Below are 21,572 nucleotides of genomic sequence, written 5' to 3'. Positions count from 1 at the left end.
TGCCTGTTACAGGCGCGCGCGACCGCCTTGTTTGTACGGCGCGATATCGTGCCATGCGCCAAAGCGTTCGCGCGCAAATCCCCCAGGACTCACTGGCCCGAAACAAACGTAGGAGCGAGCGCAGCTCGCGAAGCGCCGCGTGGGCGGCGCTCGGTCTCACGGCCAACCCAACGCCCCAGCCGAACTTTATGCCTAACACCAAAGAGTGGCCCCCCGCCATTACGCACTTGCCACCTGCTGCTACGCTCAAAACAGAGAACAGGGAAACAAGGAATATTCAGTGACGGAACGCTTCCTGGCCGCGCTGTTGGGCCTGTTGTTGAGCGGCAGTGCCGTGGCGACAGACTTCCTGGTAGAAGTGCGGGTGTTGGTCGAGCGCGGTTGCATGCTGGTGACCCAGCAGCGCGACGCGGGCGCTCAGGCCCTGGGTCAAATCGACCTGGGCAGTGCCGCTCGCCTGGACGGCCCAGGCGCGCCCTTGAGCGGCGTGCTGGTGACCCGCCACCCACCGCGCCTGGAATGCAACCCCGACACCACCTACCAGGTGCGCATCGACGGCGGCCAACACGGCGGCATTGGCGAACTGCGCTTTCTGGCAAGCCCGGACGGCAAGGCCCGGCCCATTCCTTACCGGCTCTACCGTGACCCCGCCTGGCGCGAGCCAGTGGTGGTGAACGAGGCGCAGACGGCGCGCGTGCCCGACAGCGGCAGCGTGGAGCTGCCGCTGTATGCACGGATCGACCGCCTGGCCTGGGTGCCCCGCGCTGGGCAGTACGCCGACCTGCTGAAAGTCACGGTCACCTGGTAGCGAGGCCGCCATGGACAAGGACGCCACCCCATGAAAACCACGTCGATCCTGCTTCTGAGCCTCGGCCCACTGCTGTTGCCCGAAGGCGTGGCCCATGGCACCACCACCGGTTTCATCCAGGCGCGCCTGGAAATCAGCGCCGCCTGCCAGATCAATAGCGGCGACCAACCGCCTGCCACCCTCGGCAACCCTGGGGTGATGGACTTCGGCCAGCGTGGCCCGAACTGGGAGCAGCCCCTGCGAACCCGGGTCGATGGCGCCGCCGGCGATGGCAATCTGCAGATCAGTTGCACGCCCGAGGTGCGGGCCTTCAACGTCAGCATCAACGCTGGCCTGAACGGCGGCGACGGCGTGCGCCGGCTGAGCAACGGCAACGTCATGATTCCCTATCAGCTGGCGGTCGACCCCAGTGGCAACAGCCATTACGGCATCGGCCAGGCCCGCGCGTTCCTCATCAACAGCACCGACCAGGTGCCGATTCCCATCTTCGGCGTAGTGGTAGCGCAGCCGCGCGCGCTGCCTGCCGGGCTGTACCGCGACACCCTGAGAGTGACCCTGGACTGGTAAACGACGCAAGGAGACTCCGATGCGAACGACTTTCACGCGCTGCATGCTCGCCGGCCTCGGCCTGGCCTTGGCTGCCCAGGCCCAGGCGGCCACGGTGACCGGGACCATTTCATCCACCCTGACCCTGATCTCGGCCTGCCAGGTCAATGGTGCCGGCGGCACCTCGGGGTTGAACTTCGGTACGTTGAACTTCGGTACGGCCGATGCCCTGTTCACCACGGCCAACGCCCAGGTGCTGGGCGGTGGCGGCGGTGCCATGAGCATTCTCTGCTCGGCAGGCACCGTGCCGGCCATTCGCGTGCGGGCCGGCGCCCACGATGGCCAGTCCACCGGCGGCACCCGCGCGCTGGCCGATGGCGCCGGCAACTTCGTGCCCTACGACTTCTACACCGACTCAGGGCGCACCACGCTGCTGGCCATCGACGGCACCATTACCCTGCCCACCAGCACGGGCGTGGCGCAAACCGTCAACCTGTACGGCCAGGCACGCGGCAAGGCGGGCCTGCCGGCCGGGGTGTACACCGACACGGTTGCGGTCGAGCTGTCGTTCTGAGCCATGCGCAGCTGGCTCGGCGGGTGCCTGACGGGCCTCGGCGTGCTGCTGGCCACGCCCTTGGACGCGGCCACCACCAGCACCTTCCAGGTGAGCGCGCAAATCGTTGCCGGCTGCCTGGTGGTAGGCGGGGTGAGCAACTATGGGGTGCTCAACTTCGGCACCCAGTCGGCGCTGTCCACCGGCATTCTCAGCACGTCCCTGGGCGGCACCACGGTGACCTTCCAGTGCACCCCGGGGGTGAGCATGACCATGAGCGTGGACGGCGGCCAGAACAGCGCCAGCGGTACCCGCAACCTCAAGCTTAGCGGCGGCACGCAGGTGCTGGCCTACCAGTTGTACCGGGACGCGGCCTACAGCCAAACCCTGGGAATCGGCCAGAGCGTGGCGGTGAGCTACACCGACGCCACGGCCATCAAGTTGCCGGTGTATGGCCGTACCCAGTTGCCCGGCACCTTGCCGGCCGGGACCTACACCGATGTGGTGCAAGTGTCGGTGACCTGGTGAAGCCAGCGGCACCGCAGAAGAAGAAACCAAGGAGAGCGGCATGGTGGCAGGCGCGAAGTGGGCGCAGGGTGTAGTCGGTTCACTGTTGCTGGCAAGCCTGCCGGCGGGGGCGGCGACGTCGGTGCTGATCTGGCCGATTGACCCGGTGCTGGAAGCCGGCCAGAAGGCCGGTGCATTGTGGCTGGAGAACCGCGGCGCGGCCCCGGCCAGCTTGCAGGTACGGGTGTTCGCCTGGCGCCAGGGTGACTACCAGGAGCAGTTCCAGGCCCAGCGCGACATCATCGGCAGCCCGCCGGTGGCCAACATCGCGCCGGGGCAGAAGCAACTGATCCGCCTGACCCGCACCGGCAGCTCGCCGGCCGGCCAGGAGCAGGCCTACCGCATCATCATCGATGAAATTCCTTCACCCCTGCCGGCCGACAGCGCAAGCCAGGGCACCACTGCAGCCATTCGCCTGCAGATGCGCTATTCGGTGCCGCTGTTCGTCTATGGCGAAGGCTTGTGGGGCAAGGCCGACCCGGAGGGCAAGCGCAACGCCGCCGGGGTCGGCAAGCCGCAGCTGAGCTGGCGCCCGGTGACGGTGCAGGGCAAACCCTATGTGGAACTACGCAATACCGGGCCGGTGCACGCGCGGCTGACTGATGTGGTGGTGCAGCAGGGCAGCCAGGCCAAGCCATTGGCCGAAGGGCTGCTTGGCTACGTGCTGCCCGGCGCCAGCATGCGTTGGCCGGCCCCGGTGGCGCCCAATGCAGGCAGCGTGATCAAGGGGAGGGTCAACGGCCAGGAAACGGCCGAAGCGATCCGGCAAGGGCAATGAGTGCGCGGTTGAATGAGCGTCAGGGACCAGGGAGGCCCCGGCAATGGTCGGAATCCGGGTGTGAAAAGGCTATGGCAGGTGCCGTGCCGCTGGTGCATGGGGCTGGCGATGATCGCCCCCTGCCTGGCCGTGGCCGACGACCTGCCGCCACCGCCCACCGAAGCCGCCGCCGTGGCCGATGCCACCCTGTACCTCGACCTGTTGGTGAACCAGGTGCCCAGGGCTGAATTGGTGCCGGTGCAGCAGCGCACTGGGCGGCTGTACCTGGACAGCGACGTGCTGCGTGCCGCTGGCATTCACCTGCCCGGCGAACCCCAGGGCGAGGTGGCGCTGGAGGACATCAGCGGCCTGCACGCCGATTACGACAGCCAGAACCAGCGCTTGATGCTGCAGGTGCCGCCGGCCTGGCTGCCGGACCAGCAACTGGGCGATCGCAACCTGTATCCGCCGAGCGAGGCGCGCAGCAGTTTCGGTGCCTTGCTCAACTATGACATCTACCTCAACGACACCGACGACGGCGGCACCTACCTGGCGGCCTGGAACGAGCTGCGCCTGTTCGACAGCTGGGGCACGTTCAGCAGCACCGGCCAGTGGCGGCAAAGCTTCAATGCCGCGCAGAACGACACCAACCGGCAAGGCTTCCTGCGCTACGACACCACCTGGCGCTTCACCGACGAGCAACGCCTGCTGACCTTTGAGGCGGGCGACTTCGTGACCGGCGCCTTGCCCTGGACCAGCTCGGTCCGGGTCGGCGGCCTGCAACTGTCGCGCGACTTCGGCGCACGCCCCGACCTTGTGACTTACCCGCTGCCGGCCTTTGCCGGCGAGGCGGCGGTGCCGACTTCGCTGGACCTGTTCATCAATGGCTACAAGGCCAGCACCTCGGAACTGCAGCCCGGCCCCTACACCCTGACCAATGTGCCCTTCATCAACGGCGCCGGCGAAGCGGTGGTGGTAACCACCGACGCCCTTGGCCGGCAGGTGTCCACCACCTTGCCGTTCTATGTCACCAGCAGCCTGCTGCAAAAAGGCCTGTCGGACTACTCGGTGGCTGCCGGTAGCCTGCGCCGTGACTACGGGGTGAAGGATTTCGGCTATGGCCCAGGCGTCGCCACCGCCAGCCTGCGCCATGGCCTCAGCGACACCTTCACCCTGGAAACCCACGTTGAAACCGCTGAGTCGCTGCTGCTGGGCGGGCTGGGCGGCAACATGCGCCTGGGCACCTTCGGGGTGCTCAACGCGGCCTTGGCGCAAAGCCAGTTCGACGGTGACAAGGGCCATCAGGTTGCCCTGGGCTACCAGTACAACAGCCAGCGCATCGGCTTCAGCTACCAGCGCCTGCAGCGCCATGGCGACTACGCCGACCTGACCCGCGTCGACACCCCCGATATCCAGCTGAGCCAGCGTAGCGAGCAGGTGACCGTCAGCCTGAACCTCAACCGGTACGGCAGCCTTGGCGCCGGTTACTTCGATGTGCGCGCCGGGGACGGCACGCGCACCCGGCTGATCAACCTGAGCTGGAGCAAGCCGCTGTGGGGCAACAGCAGCCTGTACCTGTCGGCCAACCGCGAGGTGGGTGACAGCAACTGGGCGGTGCAGGCGCAGGTGGTGATTCCGTTCGACTTCGGCAGCACCTTGGCGGTCAGCACCGAGCGCAGCAAGGACGGCGAGAGCCTGCAGCGGGTGAACTACAGCCGCGCCGTGCCGGTGGGCGGTGGCGTTGGCTACAACCTCGGTTACGCCAGCGGCAGCGACCGTGATGCCTACCGCCAGGCCGACGTCACCTGGCGCCTGCAGTCGGTGCAGCTGCAGGCTGGCGTGTATGGCAGCAGCGGCGAGATGACCCGCTGGGCCGATGCCAGTGGCTCGCTGGTGTGGATGGATTCGGGCGTCTACGCCGCCAACCGTATCGACGACGCCTTCGTGGTGGTCAGCACCGGCGGTTACGCCGATGTGCCGGTGCGCTATGAAAACCAGGAAATCGGCCACACCGATCGCAGCGGCCACTTGCTGGTGCCCTACAGCAGCGGCTACTACCGGGGCAAATACGAGATCGACCCGATGAACCTGCCGCCCGATGTGCTGGCCGCGCAAGTGGAGCAGCGAGTGGCGGTGCGCCGTGGCAGCGGCTACCTGCTGGAATTCCCCCTCAAGCGCGTGCTGGCGGCGAGCATCGAGCTGGTCGATGCCAACCAGCAGCCGCTGAAACTGGGCAGCACGGTCGTGCACCAGGAAAGTGGCGGCCAGGCGGTGGTGGGCTGGGACGGCCTGGTGTACCTGGAGAACCTGTCGCCGCGCAACCACCTGCAGGTGACGGTGGAGGGCGCAGGGCCATGCACGGTCGAGTTCGAGCTGCCCGACACGCAAGGCACGGTGCCGCTGATCGGCCCGCTGGTGTGCCGATGAAAAGGCTGCTGTATGCATTGCTACTGCTGCTTCTGCCGGCCGGCTCGGCGTGGGCCCTGTGTTCGTCGGTGGCAACCCTGCCTGCAGGGTTCGGCACGGTCAACTCGACCCTGGTACGCACCACCGCGCAGACGGCCTCGACGACCAACGCGGGGCTGCAATGCACCGGCTCGCTGTTGAGCTTGCTCAGTTCCACCGACCATTTCTACGCCACCATCACCGGTAGCAGCAGCGGCGGCCTGGTTGGCCCAACCGGTGACGTGATCGCTTACACGCTGTATGCCGACAGCACCACCAGTTACCCGATCACCCGGGGCGTGGCATTCGACTTTGCCCGCAACGGCATTCTCGACCTGCTCGGCCTGCTCAACGGCACCTCACCCAAGGCCGTGCCTTTGTACATGCGCACGGTGGTTGGCAGTAACGTCGCCGCTGGGGTGTACCAGGAAACCTTGACCGTGCTCTGGAACTGGAATTATTGCTCCGGCATCGGTATTGGCGCCATCTGCCTTGGGCGTGATATTGGCTCAGGCACGCAGACGCTGGTCGTGACCCTGACCGTGAGCAACGATTGCCAGATCACTACACCCAACATCAATTTCGCCAGCGCGCCCGTGGTGGCCGGGTTTGGTACGGTGAGCCAGAGCGTGAGCCTGTCGTGCACCAAGGGTAGCGCCTACACGGTGGGTTTGAATGATGGCGAGAACGTTTCCAGCGGGCGCCGGCGCATGAAGTCATCGGCCGGCAACTTCCTGGCCTATGACATCTTCAAGAGCGCCGGCACCGTGCGCTGGGGCTCGCTGACCACCGCCCGGCGTTCCAGCAGCGATGCCGACGTGAACCCCGGCAACGGCACGGGGACCGGGAGCCAGGTGTTCAACTACAACGCGAAGGTTTATACCGACCAGACCACGCCTCCGGCCGGTAGCTATCTCGACAATGTGATTCTTGATGTGGCGTTCTGAGCGCGCAGTCCTGCTCCGGCCCTTTCGCGGGGCAAGCCCGCGCCTACAGGTTGTCCGCTAGGCTCAAGGCCAGTGCGGTACCTGTGGGAGCGGGCTTGCCCGCGAAGGGGCCGAACTTGCTCAGCGCAAATCGTCAACCATCTTCAACAGCGTCTCCAACACCGCCCCCGCCAAGGCCTTGGACCTTGCCCCCGACCATCCAGCCACCGGCTCCGGTGCATCGTCGTGGTCCTTGAACGGCATCTCCAACGTCAGCGACAGGCAGTCATACGCCATGCCCACCGCATTGCACGCCAACGTGGTATTGGCCTGCCCCGGTTCATCCCGGGTGTACCCGTGCACCGTCTGGAAATCCCGGGTCACGCTGCACAAGGTGCTGCGAAATTGCTCCTCAAGCTTTGCCAGCCGTGGCGTGTACCCTGGGTTCCCCTCGCAGGCTGCGGTGAACACATGGGGGATCTCCTCATCCCCATGCACATCGATAAAGGCATCCACCCCGTACTGCTTCATCTGCGCCTGGGCGAAGAACACCTCAGGGCTCAGCTCCACACTCGCATCCTGCCAAGCCCGGTTCAGGTCCTTGCCCTTGAAGTTGGTGCGCAGGTGGCCGAGGAAGGCACCGTCGGGGTTCATGTTCGGAATCAGGTACAGGTCGGCTTTTTCCAGCAGCTTCTGCACGGTCGCATCATTGGCCTGCAGGCGGTCGATCACCCCCTCCATGAACCATTCGGCCATGTGCTCGCCCGGGTGCTGCTGGGCAATCAGCCACAGCTTGCGTTTGCCCGCAGCGCCGTCGCCTGCGCGCAGCAGCGGAATGTCCCGCCCTTGCACACTGCGCCCATGGGCCAGCAACTCGACGCCCGGCAACTGCTGGGCCCGCTCGATCAGCTGGTTGTGGCGCGCACGCGGGTAGGGCTCGAAGTAGGCGAGCCAGATCTGCTCCTGCTCGGCCTTGACCTCGAACGCCAGCGCCTTGCCGTCGAACTGGCTCGGCACCCGGAACCAGCGCTGCTGGTCGTAGGAGGCCACCGCGTTGTAACCGCTCCAGGCGTTCTTGTAGGAAGACTCGCTGGCGTTGTCCAGGCTGAAGCGATGGACCTGGCCCGGCGTGAGGCCGCTGACCTTGAAGTGGAACCACTGGAAGTGGCCGCTGTGGGTGTCCGGGCGAATGGCCAGGTGCACCTGCGCCGGGTTGCTGGCATCCAGTACCCGGATATTGCCGGAATCGAAGGCGCAGTCGATCTGCAGGGGGGACAGCGTCACGGTCATGGGCGGGCTCCTTGGGAATTGTTGTGGGGGTTACTGTACACCGCTTGGGCGCCCCGTGAGTGCGCCGGATCACGCCACCAGCCAACTCGCGTCGCCTTCGACCAGCGTGCCCCCGTGGCTGGTGGTATCGCCCACCCGCGCGGCAGGGCTGCCTTCGATGAGCAGGTGGGCGGCAGCGGTGGTGACGGTGGTGGCGCCGTGGAGGGGGCAGTCGTGGCGGTGGCCGATGAGGACGATGGGGTTCATTGAGGCTCCAGAACGTGACTACTGCAAGATCAGGTTGAGTGAATCCAGCACTTCGGCGGTGACAAGGCGCAATCGGTAGCTGTAGTAGGCATACATGCCTGTGATCATGCCGGTAGCTAGCACCAATGGGCTCCACCACGGCCAGTGGCGGCGCATGCGGAAGTTGCGAGGCGCAACGTTGCTCAGCGCATCGGGAAACAGCTCAGGAAGTGGCCCGCGCTGTTTGCTGATAAGCGTGCGCAGTTCAGCGATGTGGGCTTCAAGTGTTTTATCCCCCCCGGGGACGACGGCATACTTGCCTTTCAAGCCCATGCACAGCACCAGATACATGAATTCCAGCACGTCCACGAAACGCGCGGGTTCCTGTTTCATGCGTTCCAGGATTACAAAAAATTTTTCACCACCCAAGGCGTCGTCGTGAAACTCACTCAGCAGCGGCATGTGGCTCCAAACTGAAACTTTGCCCCAAGGCCGGTCCATGACGGCTTCGTCCAAGTACAGGCACAGCGCGTAGGAAAAGGCCGATACCTGTAAAGGCTCATAGGGAAGCTGGGCCATTTCCGCGAGGATGTTGGTTATCTGGATAGAGACCACGCGATAGAGCTCTTCGAGATCGTCGATGTCGTCGAGTGTTTCCAAGCGAAGGGCTAGCCCAAGCAGTGACAGGGCGGCATTGCACATTGGGTTCATGAAGCCGGTGCGCAGGTCGAAGTCGGGGTCGCCCGGTGCAAGTTGCAGGAGGAAGCGAGTGGTTGAAGTGGAGGAGGGTGAGGCGTTATGTTTTTCTGCGTGTTTTGTAAGTTTTGGGAGTAGTGTGTTGGATGGCATGTTAAGAGTTACCTAATGTTATGAGAGGTTGGTTTGATTGGTTGTGAGTTGGTCGGGAAACTTGGAGTTCAGTTATTGAGTTGATGATATTTAAAGGTGGGGCGGTATCTAATTGTCAATCTTTACGCCATTTACTCGTATCACGGGCTTGCGTTTTTCAGCGAAGCCGCAGAGTACGTCGTTTTCATGAGGGAATTTAACGTAGGGTACGTTGTATTGAATCCATGCTTCGACGCTATTCGGGTATGTGTAAAAAAGCAGTAGAAAAATTGCTAGGGGTATAGTTAGTGGTGACCACAGCCAGGCCCGAGTCTTTGAGTGGTTTTCTTGAATGTCTTTTACCCATTCCCTATAAGGTTGAATTGTGGAGTCGAGTCGACTTAGCTTCTTGGCACGCTTTGGCGGTAGGGGTAGGTTTTGTATTCCGTCACTCATAAAGCGTTGTAAGTATTCCCAGAGGGCACGAGCGGAGCGCCCATTATCTAGCGCGCTAAGGTTCCCACAGGCAGCGCATATTTCAGTGGGAGGGCTCATGCGATAGTCAATGGCGAAGAGGTAAAGTGGGTGGCGGGAGCTATAGCCGTAAGATGAAACTATCGGGATGAACCCAGCCATAGCCTCTATTTTGTCCCAGTCGATGATGTGCATGTGTTTTTGGTTGTTTGGATATATGAAATATAGTTTTCGGGTGATTCGGTTTATACGGATATAAGCGCCGCGACAGCGATGAGCGCCGCTTGCAAAATACATGGCTAAGGCAATACAGGGAGTAAGCGGTGACCATGCTAGAGCTATCAGTAGGACTTTGCTGTCGGTGCTGACAAAAATTGCGACAACTACAAGAAATATCAGTGATAGTAATGCCGATAATCCAATGAACATAGCGCTGCCGCTTCTTGTGAGATTTGAATATGTCTCGAGTTCGATGCAGGTGTCATTTATACGATGTACTCCGTCTGGCAACGGTAAAATGTGATGATTTAAGGCGTGCGGTAAAATCGTGCCGCCAGCTTTTAGATTTTTAGGCAAGTTCTTGATTTTCATAATCTAACTGGATCTCGAAATGAATTAAATTTGCTCGCCTCTACGAGGGCGGAGATCGCGCGCTTGAAATTGCAGGAGTATTTCTGATCCCTTGCGGTGGTCGGTCTGGGAATGGCTAGGAGGCGGTTGTCGGAATCCATCAGTCGAGATTGCTCCTGAGTGCCGGTGCCGAGTATGAATTGCAGAGGGTGCGATCCTTGGCGAATGGCTGATTGGGTAAGGGCCGGCGAAGTTGCTTTCTCGAAGCCGGGCTGTCGTGAGCGGTGCTTACTGATCAAGTTTCACACCATTTACACGTATTACCGGTTTCCGTTTTTCGGCGAAGCCGCAGATTACGTCGATTTCGCGAGGAAATTTAACGAAGGGTACATTGTATTGAATACACGCTTCGACACTATTGGGGTAGGCGTGAAAAAGCAGCAAAAATATATATTCGGGAATTGTGAAGGGAGCCCATAGCCAGCCGTGTTTTTTACAAAGCTGTTTTCGGAAATCATCCGTCCACTCTCGGTATGGCTGAAGCGTTGCGTCTCGTCGGCTCACTGTTGCAGTTTGATTTGGTGGTGAGGGCAAGTCTTTTGCGCCATGGGTCATGTAATGCTGTAGGTATGCCCAAAGTGATTGAGCTGACTGACCACCATCAAGAGCTCCAGAGTTTCCACATGCAGCGAATATTTCTGTGGGAGGCGTCATGGCGTAGTCGGTGCCGAAGAGATAGAGAGGATGCCTCGTGGTATAGCCGTGCGAAGTTACAATGGGTATGAATCCAGCTAAGCCTTCGATACTGTCCCAATCAATAACGTGCATATAGTTTGGGTTGTTTGGATGTATGAAGTAGAGCTTTCGTGTGTTTCGGTTAATTCGGATGTATGATCCTCGGTACCGATGAGCCCCGCTGGCAAAATAAAATACAATAGAAAATAAGGGTAGCGAAGGGCTGGCCATTAATATGGCTAGAAGCGTTTCTGTATCTGTGCCAAGCACCAGGGTAATCATAATTGATATTATGATGGATGCTAGAATCGAGACGCCAATGAAGCCGGCGCTTCCGCTTCTAACAATGTTGGCGTAGGTGTTGATTTCGATGCATTTGTCATTGATGCGATGTACCCCGTCAGAATCTGGAAGAGAAGGCTGCTGGGTGCCGTGGTATAACTTTTTACCCCCGAAGCGAAGGTTTTTCGGTAGTTTTTTTATTGCCGTCATTTTTTAGGGGGCTCAATCAATTCTAGCTTGGCTGGGTCTATGATTTCTGAAAATAGATCGGGTGCTCTAAATTCTAGCGGAGACGGCGCTCCGTTTTGTTGAAAATAAATATCGGGTTGCGCAGTGTCTGGGATGAATAAGTACTCTAGCCAGACTTTTGCGGATTGGTGCATTTGAATACTCCAGCCATTTGGTTTTCCACCATGAAACGTAGGAGTGACCAGGCACTCAATCTCATAGTTGGTAGCTCGTTTTTCTGTGTTATGTGCTATAGGGCCCGTTATTTGTTTGAGTTTTTTTCATGTAGTGAGAGTGATAGTCGAGTTTGGAACTCTTCGGTTGGTATGTCGCTGGAATGTGGGAGTTGATACGTGATTCGGAGGGTTCCCACCCGAAATCCGAAGGTTTGCTGCCAGTCAGCCGATATGCGAGGGCGATAATGCAAATTATGCACGGCATTAAGTTCTTCGAGGTTTGTGTAATGCTTGAAATGTTTTCCCCAGGCACTATGTTTTAACCATATTTCTACCGGCCCATGCTTTGTTAAATCAACGCCTGCTGAAAATGCTATAGCTGCGCCAAGTGAAATTAATGCTAAAATCGACCATCCTGGTGGTGTGAGCCCTAATACCGTAACTGGGCCAGCTGTACTTATTGCACCTGCCGCTGCTGCTGTCCCTCCCGCCCATGAAGCGAGAGCTATGACCCCTCCTGCGATAGCAGAGCCAAAATACATAGCTGCTTGTTCAGTGTTTTTTTCTTTGACTGCTCGGATACCTTTTGCGCTGTCAATCAGAGAAACTAGCCCGGCTCCGCCTGCTCCAAAAAATGATACGCCAAATTTTGAAGACAAATATTTCATTGTAGATAAGCCCGTTTTCTGTCCGGCGATCTGGAGCTTTAGTGACAGTGCTGTGGTGGTGAGTTCAATTCCTGCACCTATTAGCGTTGCGCTGGCGCCTACCAGTTCGAATACACTGAAAACTGTTTCATTGCTATTTCTCGCTGCTTTTATGGTGTTGGTTAGGTTTGTTATCGCTAAATACCCTCCGAGTCCTGCTAGTGAAGGTCCGAGTCCTGAGCTTAGTGTATGTTTTGTGCGTAAAAACAGGTTGGTTTCTTTTTTTGAAAGGTGGTTGTTTTGGGTGGTGCTATGGGATGGATTTGTTGTTTGGTAAGTTGTTTCTCCAATCTTAATTAATTCGTAAATTTTTATTTGGACTGTGAATTTGATTTGGTTGGCACTGGCGCGTGGCGATTTCCAGTGCTTAAGTTTATTTTCTTCAAGAATTTCTGGGGTTTGAAACTCCTTGGCTTGTCGAACAAAATCTGCGAGATTCATTTCGTGCATAACTATCGTGGCATTAAACCGAATCTCCACCACAGCCTTGAGCCTAGGCACCAACACATCCGCCTTATGAATGGTTGGCAGTGCCTGAAGTAACCCCATCAATGCATTGGTCGCAGGTGTACCGGCGTGCTCGTCGAGGTAGTTATCCACCACCGCAAACGCCCCTTTGACGAGATCTCCGGCCTTTTCCTTGAACCGGCCGGCCAGCAATTCGCTGCCATTGCCCACCGCCAACCAGAACGGGCTCTGGTCGGTCGGCATCATCACAACGTCATGCAGTAAATCCCGACCTTCACTGCAATGCACCAATCCACCCAGGCAGTCGAACACGGTTTCTTCGTAAGCATCCGCCACTGCCTTGACCTGCAAGTCGAAGGTTTCCAGCGCCTTGCCCAGTAATTGCTCGGCATCGATCAGTCGAACCCAGGCGATAACATCCGCGACCGTTTCGGCCACAGCGTTGTCCAGCTTCGCCAGTTCTTGGGCATACAGATCGGGGAAGCGCATTGCGCCTTCGTAATCCAGCAATTTGCGCTGCCGCTTGAGGGCTTCGGCGGTTTCGGCGTTGCTTCCGGCCTGCTGGTTGGCGGCGTTGAAATAACCGGCAATGAAATTGGCACTCTGCAGGCGGTGGGCGTGCTGGCCGGCGTAGCGGGTCTTTCTTTCAACGGCCAGGGTCACCAAGTGGTGAAGTTCGCTCACTATCCCGATGGGGTCATGCAGGGCCACTGCCAATGGGCTTACGCCTGGGCGTGGGCCTAGTTGACGGGTTAGGTTTATCAAGGCCTGGCCATAGCGAGCCATGAAGTCCGGGCGCTTGGAGGGGCCTGCGAAAAGGGGGAATATGCCGGCGGTGCCGGAAGGCTTTAGGTCAGCCAAGGCATTGCCGGCATGGGCTGAATCGAACACATGCGGCTGCTTGGGCGAGCCTGCCGGTTGCATGGCAGTGGCAAGCTGGCTGCGCAGGCCGCCGTCGTCCTGCTCAATGCGCCACAGGGTGGCGTGGCTGAGCAAGGCTTCGCTGACCATCAGGTACACCCTGTCAGCGATACGGGTTTCGGGTGCCAATACGTGGTAGGCGGCACGGGCGGTGTCCGGGTGTGCGTGGCTGCCGGGTGCGTCGCTGTTGTAGTCCTCTGGTGTCCACCACAGGTGGGCGAAGCGCACGTCCTCGGTCACCTGGTAATGGCGGGTTTTCATGCGCCCCTGGTGGAAGTAGAACAGGTAGAGATAACTGCCCGGGCGCAGCAGCCTTAGCCCATAGGGCTTGGCCGACTGCAGGGGCGGGAACAGGCATCTTGTTATTGCTAGTTGCAATTTGGTGGTTTGGCCCGCAATGGAGATGGCGAGCGTATCAACCGCTGGCAAGCGCAGAAATGCGAGGCATGGCCAGTGTGTTGCTTGTGGTGTTGCTATTACTTTGCTGGCTGTTCGTCACGCGATCGCGTGTTCGTCGTTTACGGCACGAGCGAGAACAGGCCGATGCGATTGAACGGGACCCCGGATTGGGCCACGTGCAGGATCAGGAGCGCGAACTGAACCGGCAGCTGGCGAACTTCCTGGGCCATGTGGGTGGCCGTCGGGCGATGAACCGTTTGCCGCGGTACTTGATGATCGGCGCTGAACGGGCAGGCAAGAGCAGCCTGTTGGAGCGCTCGGGCCAGCGCTTTTCCCTCACGCAAATCGGCAAGGCGCAGGCGCTGGGGCGCCAGGAGCAGCAGCCGGCCCAGGCTGTGAAGTGGTGGGTCAGTGACCATGCAATCATCCTCGACCCGCCAGGGGACTTCATTACCCAAGGCATAATCCCGACCCGTCAACCGCTTGCCGCAAACACTAGCGAGCCGTCAGTACCGCCAGGTAACCCGGCCAGGCTATGGGTTCACTTGCTCGGCTGGCTCACTCGCAACCGCCCAGGCAAAGCGCTCAATGGCGTGATACTGGTGGTGGACCTGGCAGCGCTGCTGCATGCTACCCCGGCACAACGCGTGGCCCTTGCACACGCATTGCGTGCCCGGCTGTTCGAGCTCAGCAATGAGTTGGGGCTGCGTTTGCCGCTCTACATCGTGCTGAGCAAAATCGATTTGCTGGACGGTTTTGGCCAACTGTTCAGCCGGCTGGGAATGGAGCAGCGTGACGCATTGTTTGGCTTTACAGCCAAACTCGACCGTAGCGGTTCGTCCGATGCATGGTTGAGCGATTTTTCCGATCATTACGCCCGAATGATCCAGCTGGTGCAGGCCCACGTGCGGGACGGCTTGGGGGCACTCACCGACGCAAGCCAACGTAAGCGCTTGTTATCCTTTCAGGCCCAGTTTGCCGGGTTGCGCCCGGCGTTGATGGCCTTTCTGCACGAAGCCCTGGCAAGCGACCGTTTTACCACCGCACCCCTGGTGCGTGGTTTGTACCTGTCTTCCGTCATGCAGCAGGGTGAAATCGAGAACGCTTTCTTGCGCGAGTCAGCGCAGCGGTACCGCGTGCCCAGGCCATTGCGGGAGGCGCTTAAACCCGGCCTCAAGGCCTCGCCTTACTTCGCCCAGCAGATTTTCCAGCAAATCCTCTATCCAGAAGCCGGCCTGGCCGGCGACAACCTGAGGGTCACCCGCCGCAAACGCCGCAGCCTTTGGGTCGGCTCCAGCATCAGCCTGCTGGCCATCGCCGCCGCTGCTGCAACCCTGCATCGCTTCTCCGACATCGCCGGTTGCTGGAAACGGTGCGAGACAACACGCAGCTTCAGCCGCAGCCAGTGCTTGTGGAAGGTGATGGCAGTACCGCCCCGGTGGCCGAGCCACTGCCCGAGCCGTTACCCGTAAGCCAAACGGCAGATATTCGCGTAGCCTTCGCTGCCTTGAACGAGGTCATGGAAGCCAAGGGTGAGCGCCCAAGCTTTTACGAAGAAACCCTGGGTGCGATCAAGGCCCTGCATGACTATGCCAGGGCCGTCCAAGACAGCCCGAACCGGGGCAGCGCGGCGCTGGATGCTGTTCTTGAGCGCTCGGCAACCAAGGGTGGCGACCCCATAACGACCTTGCAGCGCATTGCCATCGGCCTGCCTGAGCCAATCCGCCAACACATCGAGTCGGTGGCCGAACAAACTGCGCAGGTGATGTTGAATGAGGCGCTGCAGGAGTTGGAGCGCCGTTGGCAGGCCGATATCCATGGCTTCTTCGAGGAGCGCCTGGCGCGGCGCTATCCCTTCGTGGTGCGCGCTGAGGATGCTGCGCTGGACGACTTCGCGGCGTTCTTCGGCCCCAGCGGGCGGCTGCAGCAGTTTCAGGCTCGCTACCTGGATACCGTCCTGAAGGAAAACCTGAAAGGGGGGTACGCAAAAACTGCAGGTGGCGGGCTGTTCCGTGCCGATGTGATCGAACAGCTGGAAAACGCAGCACGCATCCGCGAAAGCTTTTTCGACCACCGTGGCCAGTTGAGTGTGCAGTTCAGCATCGAACCCTTGGGCCTCAGTGGCAACCAGCGCACCAGCCTGCTCGAAGTGGCGGGGCAGCAGATTGCCTACACCCATGGCACTGGCCCGATGACGGGTATCGTATGGCCGAACCCTGAGCATGCACGCAGCACGCTGACCTTGCTGCGCCAGAACGGCAACAGCAGCAGCCTGGAATATCGTGGGCCCTGGTCGATGTTTCGCCTGCTCAGCCGGGGCGGGCTGAACGGGCGCACGCAAACGACGGTAGACCTGACCTTCAGGGCGGGCGATGGCGCAGTTCGTTACCAACTGCGCTCGGAAAAGGCCTATAACCCGATCACCCAGCAGCCGTTCAAAGGCTTCAAGCTGCCGCGTACCTTGTTTGATCAGCAGGATGCAGGTGAAGCCCGGTTCACCCTGTAATGGGCTTAGGCCCAGTACCCAAACAGCAACAGCGCAGCCACACCAAAGCCCACTGCCACCGAACACCCGCCCAGCGAAAGCGCTGCGCGCCCTTGCCGGTACCAGCCATCCTGCCCCAGCTCGCGTGCCGGAGCCAGCAGGCTGCGCCAGCGCAGCTCGGTGTCATGAAAGGCTTGCAGGTGGGACGGGTCGGCATCCAGCCAGCGGCGGAAGTCGATACGCTCGCACGAGGTGACGTCAGGGCTTTGCAGGCGCACGTACCATTGGGCAGCCTTGCTGGCCGAGGCATTGGCTTGCAGGTTTGCGGGCTGCAGCGCCTGGTTCATATTGCGCTCGATGCTCAGCAGCGGCAGGTCGAGGCGTTTGGCGATGCTGGCGAAATCCAGTTGGTCGAGGCGGTTGAGCAGGAACACTTGCTGTACACGCCGTGGCAGGCGTTTGAGCCCATGCAGCAGTTCATGCTCGGCAGTGTGCTCGCGCGAAGGCGTGGGGTGCTCAAGGGGCAGCAGCAGACGGGTCATGGACAGCTCCTTGCTCAAGGGGTAGGGGTGGGGGCATCGTCCTTGATGCGGAATTAGCGTAGGCGAAACGAGATTGATTCTCAAGTGCTGATTCCGCAAAGTTTTGTAATGAGCGTTCACGCCCTGACACACTTTTGCTATCATGGCGGCCATCAACGATCTTCATTAGCCTGAAGAGCCAAAAAAAATGACCCGGCAAAAAGCCGGGTCAAAAACCGTGATTAGCCTGATGAGGAGATAATCTGAGAGCGACCTAAGCTTTCAGGTTATCCAGCAGATCTCGCGATCAGCTGAGTGCAATAATAATCGTTATCATTTGCCAGTCAAATGATTTTTCTGTCATCCGGTGAAAATATTTTTCCGGAGCACTGCCTTGTCCCGGCAATCGGGGACTTTCGCCGTTCCGGCCATCACGTTTTCTCCCTTCTTTTTCCTGGCCTACGAGGCTTTCTGCACGGCGCGGTTGTGCTCCAGCAGAGCCCTGGCCATGTCCATCATGTGCATCAACGCGAAGGTCAGCTCGCGGGTACTGCCGTCCTGATGAGCGGCGGTTTCGTGGGCCGTGGCGGCGGCGCAGCGTAGCAGGGCGATGGCATGTTCCTGCGCCTGGTCGGCGGTGACGCCTTTGTGCAGGGTCCAGACCGGGTTGTTCTCGTCCGCGCGTGGCGGGTTGGGGTTGAGGTAGTAATCCAGGGCGCGGCGGGCGGCGTCGCTGTCGAGATCTGTTACGTCTTTTTTCGGTGGTTTCATCCTGATACCTGTGGATGGCCTATGGGCGTGGGGTCTGGCTAATTTTAATACTTAAAGTAGTCATGCGCCTTTGGGTAAATAATACTGAATGTTTATTGAGCGCCAGAGGGCAGTCCGTATCGTGCCAGCGATGAATATGGATAAATGGATTGCCCTCGTCCGTGAGCGGATCGAGGAACTCGATATCTCCCAGGAGCAGCTCGCCGAGCGCGTTGGGGTGTCTCAAGGCAGCATCGGCCATTGGTTGGGCAAACGGCGCCAACCGAAGGTCGAGTCGATGAACCGTGTCTTCGTCGAGCTGGGCATGCCGCATTACCATGTCAGCATGGTACTGCGCGTGCTTGGCCAGGTGGGTGAGGACAAGGGCCGATATGCGATTGTCGAGGATGATGATGAAATCGACCTCATGCAATACATCGTGTGCTTTCGCTACCCCGTTCGTGGTTGGGATGAGCTGGGGGCTGCAGAGCCTGAGAATGCGATGGTGTTCGAGCAAACCGAATATTTTGCCCAAGGCAAGGCGTTCTGGCTGACCGTGGAGAACGATGCCATGAGCTCCGCCAGTGGCCGTAGCGTGCCCCAGGGAATGCGGGTGCTCGTGGATGCTGGGTTGGAGGCAGAGCCTGGGCGTTTGGTGATTGCGCGGCAGCCGGGGAAAACGGCGATTTTGCGTGAACTGGCCGAGGAGGGTGGGCAGCGGTATCTCAAGGCGCTGAACAGCAGTTATCCGGCCCTTGTGTGTGAAGAGGGGTGTGAGTTTCTGGGGGTGGTTGTGCGGGTGCATGGGGTTTTCTAGGGGCTTGGCGTGGCGTCTTTGGTGCCTGTGAGATCGAGCGCCGCCCGCGCGGCGCTTCGCGAGCTATGCTCGCTCCTACGTTTGTTTCGGGCCAGTATCGCCTGTGCCATCGCGCGCGAACGCCTTGTTCGTTCACCTCGATATCGAGACATACGCCAAGGCGGCGCGCGCGCTGGCCACATGAACATTGGCCCGAAACAAACGTAGGAGCGAGCATAGCTCGCGAAGCGCCGCGCGGGCGGCGCTCGATCTCATAGGCGCCAACGATGCCATGCCAAGCGCGCGGCGCTCGATCTCACAGGCGCCAAAAATCCCCCGTCAGGCAGCCTCACTCCACCAACTCAACCAGCACCGCCCCTTCGCTCACCATATCCCCCTCCTGGCAAAACAGCGCCTTCACCGTCCCACCGTGGGGCGCACGGATGCTGTGCTCCATCTTCATGGCCTCCAACACCACCAGCGCCGTGCCCGCTTCCACCACCTGCCCAGGCTGCACCAGCACGCGCACGATGCTACCGTTCATCGGCGCCCCCAGCCCGCCTTGCTGGCCATGGCTGGCTTCAGCCTCGGCGATCGGGTCGAAGGCCTCTACGGCATGCACCTCACCGCCCCAGCGCAGGAACAACGTGCCACCCCGGCGCACCGCCAGGTGGCGGCGACGAACACCGCCCGCGTCATGCCCCAACTGCTCACCGTCCAACTGCCACGTCGGCGCGCTGGTGCGTTCCAACGCCACCGCTTGGCGCTCACCGCCACTCACCAGGTGCAGGCTGCTGCGCGCCGGCAAACCCAGGCGCAAGCCATTGCGCTCGGCCCATGGCGAACCGGCATCGTCATCGCGCGTGCTCCGCGCCTGGCCTTGCAGCCAGGCCTCGGCCGCCGCTTCCCAGAAGCCGGCAGGCAAGGCCTCGGGCGCAGGCAGCAACGCCTGCTGGTGGCGGGGGATGAACCCCGTGTCCAGTTCCGCCTCGGCAAACGCCGGGTGGGCAAGGATGCGCCGCAGGAAGGCGATATTGGTCTTCACCCCGCCAATGGCAAACTCATCGAGCATCGCCAGCAACCGCAGGCGCGCCTGCTCGCGGTCCTGGCCCCAGGCAATCAGCTTGCCCAGCATCGGGTCGTAGAACGGCGACACGCTATCGCCTTCGCTGACGCCACTGTCCACACGGCGGCCTTCACCGGCCGCCGATTCGCGGTACAACGCCAGGGTGCCGGTGGCCGGCAGAAATTCGTTGGCCGGGTCCTCGGCGTACAGCCGCACTTCGATGGCATGGCCAACCAGCGGCACCTGCGCCTGGGTCAGTGGCAGCGGCTCGCCGCAGGCCACGCGGATCTGCCAGGCCACCAGGTCAAGGCCGGTGATGGCCTCGGTGACGGGGTGCTCCACCTGCAGGCGGGTGTTCATCTCCATGAAGAAGAATTCGCCACGGGCATCGAGCAAGAACTCCACGGTGCCAGCGCCCACGTAGCCAATGGCCTGGGCCGCCCGCACCGCGGCTTCGCCCATGGCCCGGCGCAGCTCGGTAGACAGGCCCGGGGCCGGTGCCTCCTCGACGACCTTCTGGTGGCGGCGCTGAATCGAACAGTCGCGCTCATTGAGGTACAGGCAGTTGCCGTGTTGGTCGGCAAACACCTGGATTTCCACATGGCGCGGCTTGAGCACGTACTTTTCCACCAGCATGCGCGCATCGCCGAACGACGACTGGGCCTCGCGCTGGGCCGAGGCCAGGGCATCGGCCAGCTGGCTTTCTTCCTCCACCACCTTCATGCCCTTGCCACCGCCACCGGCGCTGGCCTTGAGCAGCACCGGGTAGCCGATACGCTCGGCGGCGGCGCGGAAGGTGTCCAGGTCCTGGGCCTCGCCGTGGTAACCGGGTACCAGGGGCACCCCGGCATCTTCCATCAGGGCCTTGGCCGCCGACTTGCTGCCCATGGCGTCGATGGCGCTGGCCGGCGGGCCGAGGAACATCAGCCCGGCTTGCTCGATGGCGCGGGCGAAACCGGCGTTCTCGGAAAGAAACCCGTAGCCTGGGTGAATCGCCTGGGCGCCACTGGCCTTGGCCGCTGCGAGGAGCTTGTCGATCACCAGGTAACTGTCGGCAGGCTTGCTGCCGCCCAGGTCGACGCGGATGTCGGCTTCGCGGCTGTGGCGCGCGTCGCGGTCGATGGCGCTGTGCACGGCGACCGTGGTCAGGCCCATGGCCTTGGCGGTGCGCATGACCCGGCAGGCGATTTCGCCGCGGTTGGCGACCAGCAGGGTGGTCAGAACGGGGCGGCTCATGGGCGCGGCTCCTTCGTGTCATCGGTTTGCCAGGCAGGGCGGCGTTTTTCCAGGAAGGCCCGCAGGCCCTCCTGGCCTTCGGCGCTGACGCGGATGCGGGCGATGGTGTTTTCGCAGTAGCGGCGCAGCGCAGGGCTGAGTTCGCCATCGTCCACTTCGCGCAGCAGGTCCTTGGTGGCGCGCAGCGCTTGCGGGCTGTTCTGCAGCAGGTTGTTCACCCAGGCTTCGACCTGTGCGTCCAGCTCACTGGCGGGGTATACCTCGGCCAGCAGGCCCAGCTCACGGGCCCGCACGCCGCTGAAGCGCTCGGCGCTGAGGGCATAGCGGCGCGCGGCGCGCTCGCCAATGGCCTTGACCACGAACGGGCTGATGACCGCCGGCGCCAGGCCGATACGCACTTCCGACAGGCACAGCTGGGCATCGTCGGCGCCAATCGCCATGTCGCAACAACTGATCAGCCCCAGCGCACCACCGAAGGCGGCGCCTTGCACCACGGCCAGGGTGGGCGCCTTGAGGCGGTGCAGGGCGTACATCAGCTCGCCAAGTTCGCGGGCGTCATCGAGGTTGGTGTTGAAGTCCAGCTGCGCCGATTGCTGCATCCAGGCCAGGTCGGCGCCGGCGCTGAAATGCCGGCCACGGCCGCGCAGCAGCAGGAAGCGCAGGCTGGCGTCTTCGGCCAGCTGGTCGAGGGCAACGATCAGCTCGCGGATCATCAGCGCGTTGAAGGCGTTGTTCTTGTCCTCGCGGCTCAGCCACAGGGTGGCGAAGCCGCGGGGGTCGCGGGTCACTTCGAGGGTGCTGAAATCGCTCATG

At 61.1% G+C, this 21,572-nt stretch carries 20 protein-coding genes and 2 pseudogenes; 10 read left to right on the top strand and 12 right to left on the bottom strand.

The features are described 5' to 3' along the window. Nucleotides 1-280: 280 nt before the first annotated feature. The 7 genes from F3J45_RS22720 to F3J45_RS22690 are packed head-to-tail and all read left to right on the top strand — an operon-like array spanning nt 281 to nt 6,623. Complete coding sequence (locus F3J45_RS22720) at nt 281-808, top strand: spore coat U domain-containing protein (RefSeq protein ID WP_167068229.1); 528 nt, start codon at nt 281-283, stop codon at nt 806-808. A 30-nt stretch (nt 809-838) separates the two neighbouring features. Continuing rightward, nucleotides 839-1,375 carry a spore coat U domain-containing protein gene (locus F3J45_RS22715; protein WP_167068226.1) on the top strand — a complete coding sequence of 179 codons (537 nt, stop codon included), beginning with the start codon at nt 839-841 and terminating at the stop codon, nt 1,373-1,375. A 19-nt stretch (nt 1,376-1,394) separates the two neighbouring features. Next, on the top strand, nt 1,395-1,928 hold the full coding sequence (locus tag F3J45_RS22710) for a spore coat protein U domain-containing protein (RefSeq protein ID WP_167068223.1): 534 nt from the start codon (nt 1,395-1,397) through the stop codon (nt 1,926-1,928). A gap of 3 nt (nt 1,929-1,931) precedes the next feature. Continuing rightward, a complete protein-coding gene (locus F3J45_RS22705; RefSeq protein ID WP_167068219.1) occupies nt 1,932-2,435 on the top strand; it encodes a spore coat U domain-containing protein in 504 nt (167 codons plus the stop codon). Between the two features lie 40 nt (nt 2,436-2,475). Then, the gene (locus tag F3J45_RS22700) at nt 2,476-3,252 is read left to right on the top strand and encodes a molecular chaperone (RefSeq protein WP_167068216.1); all 777 of its coding nucleotides are present in this window, start codon (nt 2,476-2,478) and stop codon (nt 3,250-3,252) included. A gap of 60 nt (nt 3,253-3,312) precedes the next feature. Beyond that, on the top strand, nt 3,313-5,658 hold the full coding sequence (locus tag F3J45_RS22695) for a fimbria/pilus outer membrane usher protein (protein WP_205299798.1): 2,346 nt from the start codon (nt 3,313-3,315) through the stop codon (nt 5,656-5,658). After that, nucleotides 5,655-6,623, top strand: coding sequence for a spore coat U domain-containing protein (locus tag F3J45_RS22690; RefSeq protein ID WP_167068213.1), 969 nt, complete (start codon nt 5,655-5,657; stop codon nt 6,621-6,623). The genes F3J45_RS22695 and F3J45_RS22690 overlap by 4 nt, the downstream gene beginning before the upstream one ends. A gap of 120 nt (nt 6,624-6,743) precedes the next feature. Here the strand turns inward: F3J45_RS22690 and F3J45_RS22685 are convergent, their stop codons facing one another. The 6 genes from F3J45_RS22685 to F3J45_RS22660 form a co-directional block, all read right to left on the bottom strand. Continuing rightward, nucleotides 6,744-7,892, bottom strand: coding sequence for a M14-type cytosolic carboxypeptidase (locus tag F3J45_RS22685; RefSeq protein ID WP_167068210.1), 1,149 nt, complete (start codon nt 7,890-7,892; stop codon nt 6,744-6,746). Nucleotides 7,893-7,961: 69 nt separating this feature from the next. Further along, entirely contained in the window at nt 7,962-8,138 is a 177-nt protein-coding gene (locus F3J45_RS22680) for a PAAR domain-containing protein (protein ID WP_167068207.1), read from the bottom strand. Nucleotides 8,139-8,156: 18 nt separating this feature from the next. Further along, nucleotides 8,157-8,966 (bottom strand): type IVB secretion system protein IcmH/DotU, encoded by an 810-nt coding sequence (gene icmH, locus F3J45_RS22675; protein ID WP_205300648.1) that lies wholly within the window; start codon nt 8,964-8,966, stop codon nt 8,157-8,159. Between the two features lie 108 nt (nt 8,967-9,074). After that, entirely contained in the window at nt 9,075-10,010 is a 936-nt protein-coding gene (locus tag F3J45_RS22670) for a DUF6708 domain-containing protein (RefSeq protein ID WP_167068203.1), read from the bottom strand. Nucleotides 10,011-10,277: 267 nt separating this feature from the next. Next, a complete protein-coding gene (locus F3J45_RS22665) occupies nt 10,278-11,216 on the bottom strand; it encodes a DUF6708 domain-containing protein (RefSeq protein ID WP_167068200.1) in 939 nt (312 codons plus the stop codon). Nucleotides 11,217-11,496: 280 nt separating this feature from the next. Beyond that, entirely contained in the window at nt 11,497-13,935 is a 2,439-nt protein-coding gene (locus tag F3J45_RS22660) for a toxin VasX (RefSeq protein ID WP_167068092.1), read from the bottom strand. 17 nt (nt 13,936-13,952) lie between these two features. Here F3J45_RS22660 and F3J45_RS29910 point away from each other — a divergent pair, with 17 nt between their 5' ends. Together F3J45_RS29910 and F3J45_RS29905 are read left to right on the top strand one after the other, a co-directional pair. Then, on the top strand, nt 13,953-15,377 hold the full coding sequence (locus F3J45_RS29910; protein WP_205300647.1) for a type VI secretion protein IcmF/TssM N-terminal domain-containing protein: 1,425 nt from the start codon (nt 13,953-13,955) through the stop codon (nt 15,375-15,377). Then, a complete protein-coding gene (locus F3J45_RS29905) occupies nt 15,311-16,411 on the top strand; it encodes a type VI secretion IcmF C-terminal domain-containing protein (protein WP_205300646.1) in 1,101 nt (366 codons plus the stop codon). Before F3J45_RS29910 ends, F3J45_RS29905 begins: the two co-directional genes overlap by 67 nt. Before the next feature lie 5 nt (nt 16,412-16,416). Here the strand turns inward: F3J45_RS29905 and F3J45_RS22650 are convergent, their stop codons facing one another. Together F3J45_RS22650 and F3J45_RS22645 are read right to left on the bottom strand one after the other, a co-directional pair. Continuing rightward, on the bottom strand, nt 16,417-16,932 hold the full coding sequence (locus tag F3J45_RS22650; RefSeq protein WP_167068197.1) for a DUF4880 domain-containing protein: 516 nt from the start codon (nt 16,930-16,932) through the stop codon (nt 16,417-16,419). A gap of 438 nt (nt 16,933-17,370) precedes the next feature. Further along, on the bottom strand, nt 17,371-17,682 hold the full coding sequence (locus tag F3J45_RS22645; RefSeq protein ID WP_167068194.1) for a hypothetical protein: 312 nt from the start codon (nt 17,680-17,682) through the stop codon (nt 17,371-17,373). Between the two features lie 130 nt (nt 17,683-17,812). Between F3J45_RS22645 and F3J45_RS22640 the strand changes: the two genes are divergently transcribed. Next, entirely contained in the window at nt 17,813-18,478 is a 666-nt protein-coding gene (locus tag F3J45_RS22640) for a LexA family transcriptional regulator (protein WP_205300645.1), read from the top strand. A gap of 328 nt (nt 18,479-18,806) precedes the next feature. Here the strand turns inward: F3J45_RS22640 and F3J45_RS30605 are convergent, their stop codons facing one another. The 4 genes and pseudogenes from F3J45_RS30605 to F3J45_RS22630 all read right to left on the bottom strand — a co-directional run bounded on the left by F3J45_RS30605 (nt 18,807) and on the right by F3J45_RS22630 (nt 21,571). Beyond that, nucleotides 18,807-19,001, bottom strand: a complete 195-nt coding sequence (locus tag F3J45_RS30605; protein ID WP_370526454.1) for an acetyl-CoA carboxylase biotin carboxyl carrier protein subunit — start codon at nt 18,999-19,001, stop codon at nt 18,807-18,809. A gap of 78 nt (nt 19,002-19,079) precedes the next feature. Continuing rightward, a pseudogene (locus tag F3J45_RS30600) lies at nt 19,080-19,730 on the bottom strand (hypothetical protein); the annotation flags it as partial. Nucleotides 19,731-19,841: 111 nt separating this feature from the next. Further along, nucleotides 19,842-20,759 (bottom strand): annotated as a pseudogene (locus F3J45_RS30595) (biotin carboxylase N-terminal domain-containing protein); the annotation flags it as partial. Further along, nucleotides 20,756-21,571, bottom strand: coding sequence for a gamma-carboxygeranoyl-CoA hydratase (locus tag F3J45_RS22630; protein WP_167068185.1), 816 nt, complete (start codon nt 21,569-21,571; stop codon nt 20,756-20,758). The gene F3J45_RS22630 and the pseudogene F3J45_RS30595, both read right to left, overlap by 4 nt. Between the last annotated feature and the right edge of the window lies 1 nt (nt 21,572).

It is taken from the genome of Pantoea sp. Ap-967 (assembly GCF_011752565.1).
Taxonomy (GTDB): domain Bacteria; phylum Pseudomonadota; class Gammaproteobacteria; order Pseudomonadales; family Pseudomonadaceae; genus Aquipseudomonas.
Note: the sequence above shows the minus strand (reverse complement) of the source record. Positions and strands in the feature narration are given on the sequence as shown.

Coding starts and splice junctions, on each gene's coding strand:
- F3J45_RS22710 (WP_167068223.1), top strand. CDS start 1,395: ATGCGAACGACTTTCACGCGCTGCATGCTCGCCGGCCTCGGCCTGGCC.
- F3J45_RS22700 (WP_167068216.1), top strand. CDS start 2,476: ATGGTGGCAGGCGCGAAGTGGGCGCAGGGTGTAGTCGGTTCACTGTTG.
- F3J45_RS30605 (WP_370526454.1), bottom strand. CDS start 19,001: ATGAACGGTAGCATCGTGCGCGTGCTGGTGCAGCCTGGGCAGGTGGTG.
- F3J45_RS29910 (WP_205300647.1), top strand. CDS start 13,953: ATGGCCAGTGTGTTGCTTGTGGTGTTGCTATTACTTTGCTGGCTGTTC.
- F3J45_RS22640 (WP_205300645.1), top strand. CDS start 17,813: ATGAATATGGATAAATGGATTGCCCTCGTCCGTGAGCGGATCGAGGAA.
- F3J45_RS22685 (WP_167068210.1), bottom strand. CDS start 7,892: ATGACCGTGACGCTGTCCCCCCTGCAGATCGACTGCGCCTTCGATTCC.
- F3J45_RS22715 (WP_167068226.1), top strand. CDS start 839: ATGAAAACCACGTCGATCCTGCTTCTGAGCCTCGGCCCACTGCTGTTG.
- F3J45_RS22670 (WP_167068203.1), bottom strand. CDS start 10,010: ATGAAAATCAAGAACTTGCCTAAAAATCTAAAAGCTGGCGGCACGATT.
- F3J45_RS22650 (WP_167068197.1), bottom strand. CDS start 16,932: ATGACCCGTCTGCTGCTGCCCCTTGAGCACCCCACGCCTTCGCGCGAG.
- F3J45_RS22705 (WP_167068219.1), top strand. CDS start 1,932: ATGCGCAGCTGGCTCGGCGGGTGCCTGACGGGCCTCGGCGTGCTGCTG.
- F3J45_RS22645 (WP_167068194.1), bottom strand. CDS start 17,682: ATGAAACCACCGAAAAAAGACGTAACAGATCTCGACAGCGACGCCGCC.
- F3J45_RS22680 (WP_167068207.1), bottom strand. CDS start 8,138: ATGAACCCCATCGTCCTCATCGGCCACCGCCACGACTGCCCCCTCCAC.
- F3J45_RS22690 (WP_167068213.1), top strand. CDS start 5,655: ATGAAAAGGCTGCTGTATGCATTGCTACTGCTGCTTCTGCCGGCCGGC.
- F3J45_RS22665 (WP_167068200.1), bottom strand. CDS start 11,216: ATGACGGCAATAAAAAAACTACCGAAAAACCTTCGCTTCGGGGGTAAA.
- F3J45_RS22630 (WP_167068185.1), bottom strand. CDS start 21,571: ATGAGCGATTTCAGCACCCTCGAAGTGACCCGCGACCCCCGCGGCTTC.
- icmH (WP_205300648.1), bottom strand. CDS start 8,966: ATGCCATCCAACACACTACTCCCAAAACTTACAAAACACGCAGAAAAA.